The organism is Malaciobacter canalis (genome assembly GCF_008000835.1).
Taxonomy (GTDB): Bacteria; Campylobacterota; Campylobacteria; order Campylobacterales; family Arcobacteraceae; genus Malaciobacter; species Malaciobacter canalis.
This window is the reverse complement of the sequence record NZ_CP042812.1, coordinates 2574754-2592052: the sequence shown is the minus strand read 5'-3', so window position 1 is coordinate 2592052 and position 17299 is coordinate 2574754. Positions and strand designations below refer to the sequence as shown.

Below are 17299 nucleotides of genomic sequence, written 5' to 3'. Positions count from 1 at the left end.
ATGTCGAAAGAACTACTCCAAAAACAAGCTAATACAATTAGATTTTTAGCTGCTGATATGGTTCAGCAAGCCAACTCAGGTCACCCAGGTGCTCCAATGGGACTTGCTGATATTGCAACAGTATTAAGTAAACACTTAAATATTAGTCCTTCAAATGATAAATGGCTAAATAGAGATAGATTAGTATTTAGTGGTGGTCATGCAACAGGACTTGTGTATTCACTTCTTCATTTATGGGGATTTGATGTTAGCCTTTCAGATATTAAGAATTTTAGACAACATAACTCTAAAACACCAGGTCATCCAGAGTATGGACATACTCATGGTATTGAGATTACGACTGGTCCTTTAGGTCAAGGTATTGCAAATGCTGTTGGTTTTTCTATGGCTTCAAAATATGCACAAAATATATTAGGAAAAGATGTTATAAATCATAAAGTTTATTGTTTATGTGGAGATGGAGATTTACAAGAGGGTATTTCTTATGAAGCATGCGCAACTGCTGGGCATTTAAACTTAGATAACTTAGTAGTTATTTATGACTCAAACTCTATTACAATTGAGGGAGATACTTCTATTTCATGGAGTGAAAATGTTAAAAAAAGATTTGATGCTATTAATTTTGATGTAATTGAGATTGATGGACATAACTTTACACAAATTGACAATGCAATAACAAAAGCAAAAGAAGCAACTAAACCTGTTTTAATTATTGCAAAAACTGCTATTGGAAAAGGTGCTGCAACTTTAGAGGGGAGTCACCATACACATGGAGCACCTTTAGGTGAAGATGAGATAAGAGCTTCTAAAGAAAAAGCAGGATTTAATCCAGATGAAAAATTTGTTGTTCCTTATGATATTAAGGGTGCATTTGATAAATTAATCAAAGGTGTTGAAGCTGAAAATGCTTGGAATGAGTCTTTAAGTGAAGAGACAAAAGCAAAAATAGAAGAGCTTAAAAATCCAAATTTTGATAGTATTGAATATCCACAGTTTGAAGAGGGGTCAAGTGTAGCAACAAGAGGTTCAAATCATAAAATTTTAAATGCAATTGCAAAAGCAATTCCAGGATTCTTAGGTGGAAGTGCAGATTTAGCTCCATCAAATAAAACTGAACTTTTAGATATGGGTGATTTTCCAACTGGAAGAAATATACATTTTGGAATAAAAGAGCATGCTATGGCATCAATTTGTAATGCAATGAACTTATATGGTTTATTTAGAGTTTACAGTGCAACATTTTTTGTATTTTCTGATTATTTAAAACCAGCTGCAAGAATTGCTGCACTTGCAAGTATTCCTCAACATTTTATTTGGACACATGATTCTATTGGAGTTGGAGAAGATGGTCCAACACATCAACCAATTGAACATTTATCTCAATTTAGAGCTTTACCAAATTTTTATGTATTTAGACCTGCTGATGCTAATGAAAATATTGATTGTTGGAAAACTGCATTAAAATTAAATGCTCCAAGTGCTTTTGTTTGTTCAAGACAAAATTTAGAAGTATTAAAATCAAAAAAAGAGTTTGGTGATGTATCAAATGGTGGATACTTACTTAAAAAAAGAGAGGGTGCAACTGTTACTATTATGGCTAGTGGTAGTGAAGTAATGCTAGCTCTTAAAACAGCTTGTGCTTTAGAAAAAGATGGTATTTTAGCAAATATTGTTTCTGTTCCTTGTTTTGATTTACTTCTTGAGCAAGATAAAGAGTATATTTCAAATATTATTGATAAAAATACAAAAGTATTTGCTGTAGAAGCAGCAAGAGGCTTAGAATACTACAAATATGCAGATGTAGTTTATGGCATGGATACATTTGGTGCAAGTGCTCCTGCAAATAAGTTATTTGAAGATTTTGGTTTTACAATTGATTCATTAACACAAAAGATTAAAAAAGACTTATAAAACAATATAAGGTAGTAAAAGATCTTTTTACTACCTTAATTCAAATTAAACTACCTTATTCCTACTTTTTTCCACTTTTTACTCTAAAATATCAAAATTAATTAAAATTTTTAAAAAAACTTACAAAAAAACGCAAAAAATACCTTTTATGTCATACTTTTCTTATAAAATTACTTAATTTAAAAAAATAAGTACTTTATAAGGTTACTTGGAGGTAATTATGGAAAAGGTAATTGAAGCATATACAGGTGTAACTACTCAAGGTAAAAAGAGTAGAACTCCTGCAAAAATGGATGTGTGGTTAACTGCTACTGGTGTAGTTTTAGCACTTTTTATGATGGGGCATATGTTGTTTGTATCAACAATACTTCTTGGAAAAGATGTAATGCATGCAGTAACAAAAGCTTTCGAGCTAGATTTCATATTTGAAGGTGGAATACCAGCTGTTGTAAGTTTTTTTGTTTTGGCTATAACAATTGTATTTATAATACATGCAATCTTAGGATTAAGAAAATTTCCTACTAGTTATAAAACATATATAAAAATTAAAGAACATGCAAAAATGATGAAACACAATGATACATCAATGTGGATGTTTCAATGGATAAGTGGATTAATCATGATGTTTGCAGCAATGATTCACTTATTTATTATGTTTACTCAACCTCAAAATATAGGTCCATTTGGATCAGCATATAGAGTTGTTGAAGATCATATGTGGTTACTTTATGTTGTTTTATTAATCTGTGTTGAGATTCATGGTTCTGTTGGATTATACAGAGCTGCTATGAAATGGGGTTGGTTTGATGGCGAAAACCCAAAAGCAACAAGAGCTAAAATGTTAAAAGTTAAAAAATTACTAAGTGTTGTATTTTTAACTTTAGGAGTTGTAACTTTACTTGCATATATTAAAATTGGATTAGAAAATGATATTGCACCAGGACAAAAGTATCAACCAACAAATAGTTCAAAAATTATAAACAATTAAAGGTTAGATTATGAAGATTAAATATTGTGATGCATTAGTAGTTGGTGGAGGTTTAGCAGGTCTTAGGGCTGCTGTTGCTGCTGCTGATAAGGGATTAAGTACGACAGTATTAAGTTTAGTTCCTGTAAAAAGATCTCATAGTGCTGCTGCACAAGGTGGTATGCAAGCTAGTTTAGGTAATGCAAAAATGAGTGAAGGTGATAATGAAGATGTTCACTTTTCTGATACTGTAAAAGGTAGTGACTGGGGATGTGATCAAGAAGTTGCAAGAATGTTTGTAACAACTGCACCAAAAGCAATTAGAGAATTAGCATCTTGGGGTGTGCCTTGGACAAGAATTAGAAAAGGTAACCATGAAGCAGTTATTAATACTAAAAAAACAAATATTTTTGAAGATGACAATAAACATGGTTTAATTAACTCAAGAGACTTTGGTGGAACAAAAAAATGGAGAACATGTTATACAGCTGATGCAACTGGGCATACAATGCTTTTCGCTGTTGCAAATGAAGCTTTAAAAAATGATGTTAATATTGAAGATAGAAAAGAAGCAATTGGACTTATTCATAAAAATAATAGATGTTATGGAGCAATTGTTAGAGATTTAATTACAGGTGATGTTGTAGCATATGTTTCAAAAGGAACATTAATAGCAACAGGTGGATATGGTAGAGTTTATGAAATTACTACTAATGCAGTAATCTGTGAGGGAATTGGTACAGCCATTGCACTAGAAACAGGAGTTGCAAAACTTGGAAATATGGAAGCTGTACAATTTCACCCAACACCATTATTCCCATCAGGTATTTTATTAACTGAGGGTTGTAGAGGTGATGGAGGTGTTCTAAGAGATGTTGATGGACACAGATTTATGCCAGATTATGAACCTGAGAAAAAAGATCTTGCAAGTAGAGATGTTGTTTCAAGAAGAATGATGGAACATATTAGAAAAGGAAAAGGTGTTGATTCTCCTTATGGAAAACATTTATGGTTAGATATCTCTATTTTAGGAAGAGACCATATTGAAAGAAACCTAAGAGATGTACAAGAAATTTGTGAATATTTTGCAGGAATTGATCCAGCTGATGAGGGACAAAAAGGTTGGGCACCAGTTCATCCAATGCAACACTACTCAATGGGTGGTATTAGAACAAAACCAACAGGGGAATCTCCTACATTAAAAGGTCTTTTTAGTGCAGGTGAAGCAGCATGTTGGGATATGCATGGATTTAATAGACTTGGAGGAAACTCTGTATCTGAAACGGTTGTTGCTGGTATGATTGTAGGTAACTACTTTGCAGATTTTTGTAAAGATAATGAGATTGATATTGATACAAAAACTATTGAAGATGCAGTTGCTAAAAAAGAGAACTATATTAAACAATTAGTATCTTTAAATGGAACAGAAAATATTTTTAAAATTAAAAATAGAATGAAAAAAATAATGCAAGATTATGTTGGTATTTTTAGAGATGGAAATGGTTTAGAAAAAGCAGTTAAAGAGTTAGAAGAGCTTTATATTAAATCAAAAAATATCTCTGTTGAAAATAAACAACTAACAGCAAACCCTGAATTAGAAGAAGCATATAGAGTTCCAATGATGCTTAAAGTTGCACTTTGTGTAGCAAAAGGTGCGTTAGATAGAACAGAAAGTAGAGGGGCTCATACAAGAGAAGATTATCCAAAAAGAGATGATGCAAATTGGTTAAAAAGAACACTTACTTCATGGGAAGAGGGTAATACAATGCCAACTGTTGAGTATGAAGAGTTAGATATTATGAAAATGGAAATACCTCCTGGATTTAGAGGATATGGTGCTAAGGGTATGATTATAGAAAATGAATTATCAGCAGTAAGACAAGCACAAGTTGATGAGTTAACTGAAAAATTAGAGACTGAGGGTAAAGATAGATACCAAATTCAAGATGCTCTTATGCCTTTTCCTTTACAAGAAGAGTATAAAAGAAAAAATAAAAGATTAGGAGTTAAGTAATGGCACGGCAATTAACAATTAGGGTATTAAGATATGACCCACAAAGTGGAGATAGTAAACCATATTTCAAAGATTATAAGATTGAAGAAACAGATAGTATGACTATTTATTTAGCTTTAACATACATAAGAGAAAATATGGATGCAGGTTTGAGTTTTGATTTTGTTTGTCGTGCTGGTATTTGTGGTAGTTGTGCCATGATGATCAATGGAAGACCAAAATTAGGGTGTAGATCATTAACAAAAGATTTTGAAGATGTAATTACTCTTTTACCTCTTCCTACATTTAAACTAATCAAAGACTTATCTGTTAATACAGGTGAGTGGATGGATGGTATGAGTAAAAGAGTTGAATCTTGGATTCATACAACAAAAGAGACTGATATTTCTAATCTTGAAGAGAGAATTGAACCAGATGTTGCAGATGAAGTATTTGAACTTGATAGATGTATTGAGTGCGGATGTTGTGTTGCAGGTTGTGGAACAAAACTTATTAAAGAAGATTTTGTTGGTGCAGTTGGTCTTAATAGAGTTGCAAGATTTGAATGTGATCCTCATGATGAAAGAACAATTGATGATTATTATGAGTTAGTTGGTGATGATAATGGAATATTTGGATGTATGACTCTTCTTGGTTGTGAGGATACTTGTCCAAAACATCTTCCTTTACAAAATAAAATAGCATATATGAGAAGAAAGCTAGCTACTATAAAAGAGTAGAAGACAACCAGCATAGAAAAGCTTATCCCATCAAGCTTTTCTATTTTAATAATTTTGGATGTATAGCTCCTGGCTGTGAGTTTGCTTGTCCAATAGTAACCTTGATATTTTTACGGGAAATAATTAGGTTTATTAGTAAATGACTATTTTTATGAAATAGTCGCCATCCTGAACTTATAAAAACTAATGTTTAATTAACGTAGTAGTAATATTAACTAGTATAACGCTCTAATAATACTAGACCTTAAATAATAATGCTCATTCACTTACTATAAAAAAGCACAAAACAGCCCAGTCTCTCCTTTTTATCTAAAATCAAAAAAATATTATAAATAAAAATATTCTAATTTTAAAGTCTCATATTCAAAAAAAGTAAAAAAAAAGTAAAAAAATGAATAAGTATTCATAAAAAATCACTTTTAGTTCATTTTGGACTTATAGAATTACATTAAGTAAAAAATTAAAGCCTTTTTTAAAGAACATAATGACAGACTTTAATTTCAAAATTAATTCAAAGGACATATTATGAGTAAAAGAATGGAGCACGATTTAATCGGTGAACGAGAGATAGATAATGAGTTTTATTATGGAGTGCAAACTGCAAGAGCTCAAGATAATTTTCATATTACAGGTGTGACATTATCTCAATTCCCTACATTTATTATTTCACTTGCAAAAGTAAAAAAAGCTTGCGCATTAGCAAACTATAATTTAAAACTATTAGAAGAAAACAAAAAAAATGCAATTTGTGAAGCTTGTGATGAGATAATTAATGGCTCTTTACATGAGCATTTTGTTGTTGATGTTATTCAAGGTGGAGCTGGTACTTCTACTAATATGAATGCAAATGAAGTAATCGCAAATAGAGCCTTAGAAATTTTAGGTCATGAAAAAGGTCAATATGACTTATTACATCCAAATAATGATGTAAATAAATCACAATCAACAAATGATGCTTATCCAACAGCATTTAGAATTGCACTTTTTGAAAAAATATATGAATTAATTGATTCAATGAAAGTTTTAAGAAAATCTTGCATGAAAAAAGCAGATGAGTTTAAAGATGTTATTAAAATGGGAAGAACACAACTTCAAGATGCTGTTCCTATGACATTAGGGCAAGAGTTTCATACATATGTAACTATGATTGATGAAGATATTGAAAGATTAATTGGAGCACAACAACTTGTAAGAGAGATGAATTTAGGTGCAACTGCAATTGGTACTGGTATTAACTCTCACCCAGAATATGCACATGAAGTAGAACAAAGATTACAAGAAGTAACTGGAAGACCATTTGTAACAGCAAAAGATTTAGTTGAAGCAACACAAGATACAGGTGCTTATGTACAAATCTCTGGAGTATTAAAAAGAGTTGCTATTAAAATTTCTAAAATTTGTAACGATTTAAGACTTTTAAGTAGTGGACCAAGAACTGGACTTAATGAGATTAACCTTCCTGCAATGCAACCTGGTTCATCAATTATGCCAGGTAAAGTAAATCCAGTTATCCCTGAAGTTGTAAATCAAGTTGCATTCCAAGTAATTGGAGCAGATGTTACTATTACAATGGCAAGTGAGGGTGGACAATTACAACTTAATGTATTTGAACCTGTAATTGCATATAACTTATTTAATTCAATTAATATGATGAAAAATGCATTTGAAACATTATCTGAAAAATGTGTTGATGGAATTACTGCAAATGAAGAGCATTGCAAAAATTTAGTTTTAAATAGTATTGGTTTAGTAACTGCACTTAACCCTTATATTGGATATGAAAACTCAACAAATGTTGCAAAGGAGGCGTTAGAATCTGGAAGATCAGTTTACGATATTGTATTAGAAAAACAACTTTTAACACAAAGTGAACTAGAAGAGATTATTAGACCAGAAAATATGATTAAACCAAGAATTAAATAATTATTTACAGTATCAAATAACTCACAAGGAGGACGTTATGTTATTTTTAGAAATATTAGTAGTGTTAGGCGCTATTTATATGGGGGCTAGAATAGGTGGAATTGGAATTGGGTATGCAGGTGGACTTGGAGTATTAATCCTTTGTCTTTTCTTTGGTTTAGAACCAGGTAGTATACCAATCGATGTTATTTTAATTATCATGTCAGTTATTGCAGCAATTGCAGCAATGCAAATTGCAGGTGGATTGGATTATATGGTAAAAATTGCAGAGGATATTTTGAGAAGAAATCCTAAGCATATTACATATTTAGCACCAGCAGTTACTTATTTTATGACATTACTTGCAGGTACAGGGCATACAGCATATTCAACGCTTCCTGTAATTGCAGAAGTTGCAAAAGAACAAGGTATTAGACCATCAAGACCTTTAGGTATTGCAGTTGTGGCATCGCAAATTGCGATTACTGCTTCTCCAATTTCAGCAGCAGTAGTATTCTTTAGTGGAATTATTGAGCCTTTAGGGGTTGGATATATTGAGTTATTAGCGATTGTTATTCCTACAACATTTGCAGCTTGTATGATTACAGCTTTTGTAAGTAACTTTTTAGGAAAAGACTTAAAAGACGATCCTATTTATCAAGATAGAATGAAAAAAGGTTTAGTTAAATTAAGAGGTGAAACAAAAGTAGAGATTAAAAAAGGTGCAAAACTATCAGTTGGTATTTTTATTCTTACTATTATCTCTGTTGTAACTTATGCTACTTTAATTAGTGATAAAGTTGGAGTTATTCAAGATCCATCACTTCCAAGAAATGCCGCTATTATGGTATTTATGTTAACTTGTGCTGCTATTATTACAATGGCTTGTAAAGTTGATTCTGGAAAAGTTATTACTGCATCAACATTTCAATCAGGTATGAGTGCTTGTATTTGTGTACTTGGTGTTGCTTGGTTAGGGACTACATTTGTAGGAGCTCACATTGATGAGATTAAAGGTTTTGCAGGTAATTTATTAAATAACTATCCTTGGATGTTAGCAATTACTTTATTCTTCGCAAGTATGCTTTTATATTCTCAAGGTGCAACAACAAAAGCATTAATGCCAGCAGCATTAGCTTTAGGTGTTGATCCTGTTACTGCAATTGCATCATTTGCAGCAGTTAGTGCATTATTTGTATTACCAACTTATCCAACGTTACTTGCAGCTGTTGAAATGGATGATACAGGTTCAACTAGAATTGGTAATTTAGTATTCAACCACCCATTTATGATACCAGGAGTTATAGCAATTGCTCTTAGTGTTATATTTGGATTTATTTTCGCTGGAATAATTATCTAAGCAAAATATCTTCAATGCATACAAGATCGGTTCTTGTATGCATTTTTTTAAGTATCATGTTAACTTTTTAAAGTTTATTATCTAATTACAATCAAATAAAAGGAGATTGTCATGAAGAAATTATTAAAATCAGTTGCGTTATTTGCCTTTGTTGGTACATCAGTACTTTTAGCTAAACCAAATATTACTATTTTAGCTACAGGTGGAACTATTGCAGGAGCAGGTGAGTCTTCTACAAAAAGTGCTTATTCAGCAGGTGCAGTTACAGTTGATAAGTTAATCTCAGCTGTTCCTTCAATTAAAGAATTAGCAAATATTAAAGGTGAACAAATATCAAATATTGGTTCACAAGAGATGAATGATAAAGTGTGGATTAAACTTGCAAAAAGAGTTAACACATTACTTAAAAAAGATGATGTTGATGGTGTTGTAATTACTCATGGTACTGATACTATGGAAGCAACATCTTATTTTCTTGATTTAACTGTAAAAAGTAAAAAACCAATCGTTTTTGTTGGAGCTATGAGATCAGGTTCATCTATGAGTGCTGATGGTCCAATGAATATTTTTAATGCTGTTAATGTAGCAATTGATAAACAAACAGCTGGTAAAGGTGTTGTTGTTGTAATGAATGATGAAATTCATAGTGCAAGAGAAGTTACTAAAGTTAATACTTCTATGGTAAATGCTTTTGCTTCACCAAATACTGGAAAAATTGGTACAGTTTATTATGGTAATGTTCATTATTATATGAACCCAACTAGAAAACATACATATAATTCAGAGTTTGATATAGAAAAAATAGATTCTTTACCAAGAGTTGAGATTTTATATGCACATGCAAATGATAGTGATATTTTTGTAAATGCAGCAGTAAAAGCAGGAGCAAAAGGTATTATTCATGCAGGTATGGGTAATGGTAACTTATATCCAAGTACTCAAGAAGCTTTAGGTAAAGCTGTAAAAAAAGGTATTGTTGTTGCAAGAACTTCAAGAGTAGGTAGTGGTAGAACAAACTTACATGGTGAAGTAAATGATGAAAAATATGGTTTTATTGCAACAGATAATTTAAATGCACAAAAAGCAAGAATTTTATTAATGCTTGGACTTACTAAAACAAATGATAAAAAAGAATTACAAAAAACTTTTTTTGAATATTAAGATAAACAAAGAGATTTTTCTCTTTGTTTAGTGTCATGATAATATTTTAATGTTATAATTTAAAATATTAAGAAAAAAGGCATAACCTTGAGAAAATCTATTTTTATACTACTAAGCACTTTTATACTACTAAACACTTTAACTACTTCATTATTTGCAAAAGAGATTAAAAATGTTTTAATAATCAACTCTTATCACAAAGGTTTTGAGTGGAGTGATAAAGTAATTGCAGGAATGGAAGAGTTTTTTTATACTACAAATATTGATGCAAATGTATTATATATGGATTCAAAAAGAATTGCTTCGAAAGATTATTTTGATAAATTAACAGAACTTTATGATCTTCAATTAAAAAAACATAAATATGATTTAGTTGTTGCAGTTGATAAATTTGCATATGCTTTTATCTTGCAAAATAGTAAAGAACTAGATATTACTCAACCTATATATTTTATTGGATTAGAACAATACTCAAAAGAAGAAATAAAAAATTATGGTCTTGAAAAACAAGTTAGTGGAATGCTTGAAAAAAGAGAGATCAAAACCAATATAAAAATCATAAAAAAATTATATCCTACATTAAAAAAACTATATATTTTAAATGACCAAAGTGCAAATGGTGATGATTCACATAAATTTATTGAAGAAGCAATTGAGGAAATAACAGATAAGTTTGAAGTTGAGTATATAAGAAAAATCAAATTCGATGATTTAATAGATAAATTTTCAACATATAAAGAGAATGAAGCACTATTTTTCGTAAGATTTTATAATGATAGTACTGGAAAACTATATCCAAATTATGAAATTGCTTCTTTTATGAAAAATGCAAAAATTCCAGTATTTATTACTGATGATTTGTTTATCAAAAAAGGTGCAATTGGAGGTAAATTAGTTGATATAAAACAACTAGGAAGAAACTCTGCAAAAGAGATAAAAAAGATTATGGAAAATAAAAACAGTAGTGTAAGTATTAAAACTGATGATAGTTATAACTATGTTTTTGATTATGAAAAGGTAAAAGAGTTTAATATAAATCCAAATATATTAAATGAAAAATTCAAATATGTAAATGCACCATTGTCTTTTTTTGAAAAAAATCGACTTTTTATTGATTTTGTTTTTATTATATCTCCTTTTTTGGTTTTTTTAATTTTAGGTTTAATTCACAATTTATACTTAAGAATTAAAAGTTCAAAAAAATTAAAACAAAGAATGCAATTTGATAAAGTTTTATTAGACTCAATAAAAAGCCCTATTGTGTGGGAAGATGAAAAGGGGTTTATTGTTGATTCTAATGCTAAATTTGATGAACTTTTAGAGATGAGTACAAATATAATCAAAGGAAAACAATTAAAAGATTTCATAGAAAATGGAAATGTAAAAAAACTTTTAAGCTTATTAAAAACATTTGTAGATAAAAATCATTTTGAAAGTAATGCAATAATTTTAAAATCAAAAGATAATAAAGAACATATTTATATGATTGACCAAACAGATTATACAGAAGATATTTATAGAACAAGTGGTACAGTGGTTGTATTTACTGATGTTACAAAAGAAAAACTTGCATTAAGAGAGAAAATAAAACATCAAGAGTTTATGATACAACAATCAAAATTAGCAGAGATAGGAGAGATATTTTCATCAATTGCGCACCAATGGAAGACACCACTTTTAGAGATAACAACAATAGCACAAGAACAAATATATTCAACAGATAAAAAGATAATAGATGAAGAGAATAATGCCTTTGTAAATGATATCATGGTACAAGTTAGATATATGGGTGAAACAATAAGTGATTTTCAAAACTTCATAATGCCATCAAAAAGGAAAGTTTCATTTAATATATCAGAAGCAGTTACAAAAATGCTAGAAATAATAAATCATAATATAAAATATAATTATATAAAGACAAATGTACAAGTACAAAAAGATGCAAATTTAAATATTATAGGATATAAAAATGAGCTTATGCAAATATTGTTAAATATAGTAAATAATGCAAAAGATTCAATAGTAAAAAGAAGAAAAGAGAAAAAAATAAAAGAGGGAATAATAAATATAGATATAAGAAATATTCAAAATGATGTATTAATCCAAATAGAAGACAATGGAGGAGGAATACCAAAAGAGCATATAAAAAATATATTTAAACCTTACTATACAACAAAGGAGAATGGACATGGTATAGGCTTATATATGGCAAAACTTATAATTGAAGATAAAATGGATGGCACAATTGAAGTTGAGAATACTAATAATGGAGCTATGTTTAGTATTAAGTTAGGAGCAAAATTATGAAAATACTACTATTAGAAGATAATGAAAGGCTTGCCACATTAGTAGCAAATGCCTTAAAAAGTGAAAATTATATTGTTGATATATTTACAGATGGGGAGGAAGCACTTGATAATTGTACAAATGGTTATCAATGCTTGATTTTGGATATAAATGTTCCATCACTTGATGGAATTTCTGTTTTGGAATCTTTTAGATTATATAATTTAACAGTTCCTGTTATTATTATTAGTTCAAACTATGAACTTGATAAGATTCAAACTTCTTATGAAATGGGATGTGATGATTATTTAAAAAAGCCTTTTTTTATGTATGAATTAATTCATAAGATTAAAAAACTTTGCCATAATGAAGCAAAACTATTAAAATTTAAAGATAATGCAGTATTTGATTATATAAAACACTCTTTAGTAAGAGATGATGAAGATATAAAATTAGCAAAAAAAGAGATTTTATTTTTAGAACTTTTAGGAAAAGATATAAATAGAGTATTTAGTTTTGATGAAATTGAAGAGTATGTATGGGAGGGAGAACCAACTACTTTAACAAATATTAGAGCCTTAGTTAAAAGATTAAGAAAAAAAATCCCAGAAGGATCTATAAAAATAGTAAAAGGTTTAGGTTATTCTTTGGATCCAAATGAGGTTAAAATAGTACAAAAATTAGATTAAGAACTTATTTCCTAGCACTTAGAAGTGCTAGGAAATTACTATTTCTCAATAAATCTTTTTTCTTCAACATCTTCTAAAATTGTTGTTGCAATTTTTTCTGTTTCTATAGCTATATCATTTGTTTGACTTGCTACACTTGCATTTTTTTGTGTTTGTTGGTCTAGTTGTGTTACTGCATCATTTATTTGAGTGATTCCTGATTCTTGTTCTTTACTAGCTGTTGTTATCTCATTAATCATTTCTGTTGATTTTCTGATATTTTCCAATAAATTATCATAACCTTTAATCATCTCTGAGCTTATACTTTTACCCTCATTTGCTTTACTTGTTGCATTCTCTACTATTCTTTTTATTTCATTTGCAGCTTCTGCACTTCTACTTGCAAGATTTCTTACTTCTGCTGCTACAACTGCAAAACCTTTTCCAGCCTCACCTGCTGTTGCTGCTTCTACTGCTGCGTTTAAACTTAAGATATTTGTTTGAAATGCTATTTGATCAATTACTGTTATTGCTTCTGCAACTGCTTGTGTTTGTTCATTCATTTCATCCATTGCAGTTGTAGTATCATTTGCTAAGTTTTGTCCTGTTTTTGCAGAGTTTGATAACTCTTGTGCATATTTACTCATTTTTGCTACATTTTCTGAGTTATTTATTATTGTACTTGTTATCTCTTCTAGTGCTGCTGCTGTTTCTTCTAGGTTTGAAGCAGATTCATTTGAAGAAGTACTTAAAATAGTCACTGTTTCTAAAAGGTTTTTTGAGTTCTCTCTTAGGTTTATACCATTTGTTTTATTTTTTACTAGCATTTCATTTATAGTATCAGCTAAAGAGTTAAGAGCAATAGCAACTTCACCTTTTGGATTTGAAATTCTGTGTGTAAAGTTCATTTGTTTAAACTCTACTAAGGATTTGTCTATTTCTATAAAGTTATTGTTTATTTTTGAAGAGATAGAATCAAGCATTTCATTTAGATTCTCTTTTAGCTCTTCTAAGCTTTTATTCTCTGTTTTGTGTGTAACTCTATTTTCTAAATTTCCTGTGTTTACTTCTGAAACTATATGTTTAACATTATCAATTAATTTATAATCTTGGTCTAATAACTTATTTGTTTTTTCGATATTCTCATTTACAATAGTTGCCATTTGTCCAATTTCATCTTTTGTATTAATATCGATTCTTTGAGCATTGTCTTTTTCTTTATTTATATATTTGAAAAAGTCCAATAATCCATTTTGGAACTTATTTAAAGGTTTGTTAATTTGATTATTTATAAAGAAAATAACAAATAGTGCAATAAGTATTGAAATAACAAAAGCAATTAAAACAATCCCAAAAACAATAGATAATATTTTATCAGCTGCTTCATCTTCCATCATCTTGATATGAGCTTCTATTTTATCTGTATATACTCCCGTTCCTATCATCCACTGCCATGGATCAAAACCTGCTGCATAGCCTAGTTTTTCTGACTCTTCATTGCTTCCTGGTTTTGGAAAGTCATATCGTACAATAGCTCCACCTTTTTTTGCAGCATTTACTAACTCTTTTATAAAGTAAATACCTTTTTTACTTTTTAAATTTATAATATTTTTACCTACTAACTGGGGCTTTGTAGGATGCATTAAGTTAGTACCTTTATAATCATAAATAAAGAAATATCCATTTTCACCAAACTTTAATTCAGATATTTCTTCTAAAGCTTTTTTCTTTAAAGACTCAGAAATATCATCTATATATGCACCTGTACCTATTATCCAATTAAAAGGTTTGAACATTTTTACATAAGATACTTTTTGTCTTGGTGGTTTATTAGGAACAGTTTGTTCATATGAAACTAGTCCATCACCATTTTCAATTGCTAGTTTAATAAAGTTTAAAATATGAGGTTTTGGGTATCTTTTCCCCTCTTTTGTAGGATTTATTGGGTGTTTTAATACTATTGCATTTTCATTATAAACGAAAAAATAGTCTTGGTTTGCTCCATATCTAGCTCCCGCAATAGCATCTAATAAAATCTTCTTTAACTCTTTATCTGGGACTTTGCCATTTAGTTCACTATAAAGCTTATTTAAAATCTTAAACAAAAAGTCTGTTTGTTTTTCAAGATTATTTTTAATATTCTTTTTTATTTTTTCAACATCGGATTGTTTATAATAGTTTTCAAGAATATTTTTTGCAAAATTTGTATAAGAAGCCAAGGTCTCTTCTTCTACATTATAAGCAGTTTTCCTATAGTCTGCTATATTCTCTTTTGTTAAACTATTTAAAGAATAAATAGATTTGATTGCAATCATTGTTGCTACTGAAATTATAGTAAAAACTATAATTAGTATAAGCTTAGTTCTAATTGTCATGTTATTCATGTTAAGTCCTTTTTGGCTTTATGCTTACAATTATACATTTTTTTTGCATAAATTCATAATTATACAGCTAGATTAGGACATTTTTAAGACTTTTCTAGATGAGCTATTTAATTAGATAAAAAATGGTGTTTTAATTCTCTTTTAACCACTTATAAATTGTAGCTCTTGATATATGTAGTATATCACATAAGTAAGATATTACATTTCTAATTGAAAAAATACCTTCACTATTTAAGTATAAAATCAACTCTTTTTTTTCTTTTATTTTTAAATTTTTTAAATTTTTATTGTTAGTTTTTAGATAGTTATTTATTATTGTATTTGTATGACTTTTCCAATCTTGTGTAAATAATAGATTTGGTTTTTCTTCACTGTTTTCTATATTTAAAAAATTCTTTAATGAATGAAATATATTTTCAAATGTATTAATGTCAAAATTTATACATATTATTCCAATTATTTCATTGTTTTCATCTCTTATTATAGAAGAAACTGTTTTTAATTTTTTGCCATCTAAGTTCACTTTTTCATAAGGTCCTACAATATCAGATTTTAAAGATTTTATATCTTTTACATCATTTAGCATCTTATCACCTACTTCTCTTTTTGAAAAGGCATTGCTAATATGAATTAGTTTCTCTTCTTTTATATCATGTAATGCAACTTCAACATTTGGATAAAAGAGTTTTGCAATTGCATCGCAAGTTGTTTTGTGTGTTTGTAATTTTTTATTCATAAACAAATAATACTATAAATAAGACTTAAAATACAAAAAGTCTATATTTTACTTTTAAATTGACAAAATGTATATAAAAAAGTATAATTTTATTTTTTAAAGGATGGTAAATGTTAAAAGGAATAATTGTTTTACTTATATTTCAATTTTTAGGTGAGTGTATAACAAAGCTGTTTTCACTACTTATTCCAGGGCCAGTAATAGGTATGATACTTCTACTTTTATTTCTAATGATAAGAAAAAGTAGTTTTAAAAGTTTAGATAATGCTGTATTTATTCACTTAAGATATCTTCCAATGCTTTTTATTCCAGCAGCAATGGGAATAATAACTCAAGCAGATATTTTACAAAAAGAGTTTTGGGCAATATTGATTTCACTTGTTTTAGGAACAATCATAGCCTTAGCTTTTAGTGCAAAATTTATGGATTATTTGACAGAAAAAAGAGCGAAAAATGAACTTTGATGCAGTAATACAATATATTCATACAACACCACTAACATGGCTTATTTTAACATTGGCTTCTTTTAAAATAGGAATTATTGTTTATGAAAAATTTAATAAAAATACTTTACTTCAGCCAATAATAGTAGCTTATGCTATTATTATGAGTGTGATTTTATTAACTAATACTTCTTATAAAGAGTATTTTGAGGGTGTTAAAATAATTCACTTTTTCTTAGGACCTGCAACTGTTGCTTTGGCTCTTCCTTTGTTTAATAATTTAAAGTATATTAAGTCTTTATTTATTCCAATTATTGCGACACTTATTATTGCAGGAGTTTTTTCTATTGCAATTGCAGTTGGATTACTTTGGATTTTAGATGCAAAACTAGCAACAATTTTATCGATGACAACAAAATCAATAACAGCTCCAATTGCAATTATTACTTCTGAACAAATAGGAGCAATTCCTTCATTGGCTGTTGGTTTTGTTATTATTACAGGAATTATTGGTGCACTTTTAGGAACAATTATTTTCAAAGTAATTAAGATTAAGCATGAAACTTCAAAAGGCTTTGCTCTTGGTTTGATTTCACATGGAATAGGAACAGCAAGAGCTATAGAAATAGGTCAAAAAGCAGCTGCTTTTTCTGCCCTTGCTATGGGTCTTAGTGGTATATTTACAGCGATATTTTTGCCAATTGTAATTTCTTTTTTTAAATAAAGGCAAAAGTAATTAATTTTTTAC

At 29.1% G+C, this 17299-nt stretch carries 13 protein-coding genes; 11 read left to right on the top strand and 2 right to left on the bottom strand.

The window, feature by feature from the left end:
• From tkt to ACAN_RS12825, 9 genes are all read left to right on the top strand, one after another.
• Window positions 1-1911, top strand: coding sequence for a transketolase (tkt, locus tag ACAN_RS12865; protein ID WP_099333759.1), 1911 nt, complete (start codon window positions 1-3; stop codon window positions 1909-1911).
• Between the two features lie 220 nt (window positions 1912-2131).
• Window positions 2132-2899, top strand: a complete 768-nt coding sequence (locus ACAN_RS12860; RefSeq protein ID WP_099333758.1) for a fumarate reductase cytochrome b subunit — start codon at window positions 2132-2134, stop codon at window positions 2897-2899.
• Window positions 2900-2909: 10 nt separating this feature from the next.
• On the top strand, window positions 2910-4892 hold the full coding sequence (locus tag ACAN_RS12855) for a fumarate reductase flavoprotein subunit (protein ID WP_099333757.1): 1983 nt from the start codon (window positions 2910-2912) through the stop codon (window positions 4890-4892).
• On the top strand, window positions 4892-5611 hold the full coding sequence (locus ACAN_RS12850) for a fumarate reductase iron-sulfur subunit (RefSeq protein WP_079578319.1): 720 nt from the start codon (window positions 4892-4894) through the stop codon (window positions 5609-5611). The genes ACAN_RS12855 and ACAN_RS12850 overlap by 1 nt, the downstream gene beginning before the upstream one ends.
• A gap of 525 nt (window positions 5612-6136) precedes the next feature.
• The gene (aspA, locus tag ACAN_RS12845) at window positions 6137-7534 is read left to right on the top strand and encodes an aspartate ammonia-lyase (protein WP_099333756.1); all 1398 of its coding nucleotides are present in this window, start codon (window positions 6137-6139) and stop codon (window positions 7532-7534) included.
• Between the two features lie 37 nt (window positions 7535-7571).
• The gene (locus tag ACAN_RS12840) at window positions 7572-8873 is read left to right on the top strand and encodes an anaerobic C4-dicarboxylate transporter (protein ID WP_099333755.1); all 1302 of its coding nucleotides are present in this window, start codon (window positions 7572-7574) and stop codon (window positions 8871-8873) included.
• Window positions 8874-8984: 111 nt separating this feature from the next.
• On the top strand, window positions 8985-10034 hold the full coding sequence (locus tag ACAN_RS12835; RefSeq protein WP_099333754.1) for a type II asparaginase: 1050 nt from the start codon (window positions 8985-8987) through the stop codon (window positions 10032-10034).
• A gap of 87 nt (window positions 10035-10121) precedes the next feature.
• Window positions 10122-12341: a sensor histidine kinase gene (locus ACAN_RS14040; RefSeq protein WP_228150613.1), complete on the top strand. Its 2220-nt coding sequence runs from the start codon at window positions 10122-10124 to the stop codon at window positions 12339-12341.
• Window positions 12338-13009, top strand: a complete 672-nt coding sequence (locus ACAN_RS12825; protein ID WP_079578311.1) for a response regulator transcription factor — start codon at window positions 12338-12340, stop codon at window positions 13007-13009. Before ACAN_RS14040 ends, ACAN_RS12825 begins: the two co-directional genes overlap by 4 nt.
• Before the next feature lie 38 nt (window positions 13010-13047).
• On the opposite strand, the gene ACAN_RS12820 is transcribed toward ACAN_RS12825, so the two are convergent.
• Together ACAN_RS12820 and ACAN_RS12815 are read right to left on the bottom strand one after the other, a co-directional pair.
• Window positions 13048-15372, bottom strand: coding sequence for a methyl-accepting chemotaxis protein (locus ACAN_RS12820; protein ID WP_099333753.1), 2325 nt, complete (start codon window positions 15370-15372; stop codon window positions 13048-13050).
• Window positions 15373-15502: 130 nt separating this feature from the next.
• Window positions 15503-16108: a helix-turn-helix transcriptional regulator gene (locus ACAN_RS12815; RefSeq protein WP_099333752.1), complete on the bottom strand. Its 606-nt coding sequence runs from the start codon at window positions 16106-16108 to the stop codon at window positions 15503-15505.
• A 110-nt stretch (window positions 16109-16218) separates the two neighbouring features.
• Between ACAN_RS12815 and ACAN_RS12810 the strand changes: the two genes are divergently transcribed.
• Together ACAN_RS12810 and ACAN_RS12805 are read left to right on the top strand one after the other, a co-directional pair.
• A complete protein-coding gene (locus ACAN_RS12810; RefSeq protein ID WP_099333751.1) occupies window positions 16219-16572 on the top strand; it encodes a CidA/LrgA family protein in 354 nt (117 codons plus the stop codon).
• Window positions 16562-17275 carry an LrgB family protein gene (locus ACAN_RS12805; RefSeq protein WP_099333750.1) on the top strand — a complete coding sequence of 238 codons (714 nt, stop codon included), beginning with the start codon at window positions 16562-16564 and terminating at the stop codon, window positions 17273-17275. Before ACAN_RS12810 ends, ACAN_RS12805 begins: the two co-directional genes overlap by 11 nt.
• Window positions 17276-17299 lie beyond the last annotated feature (24 nt).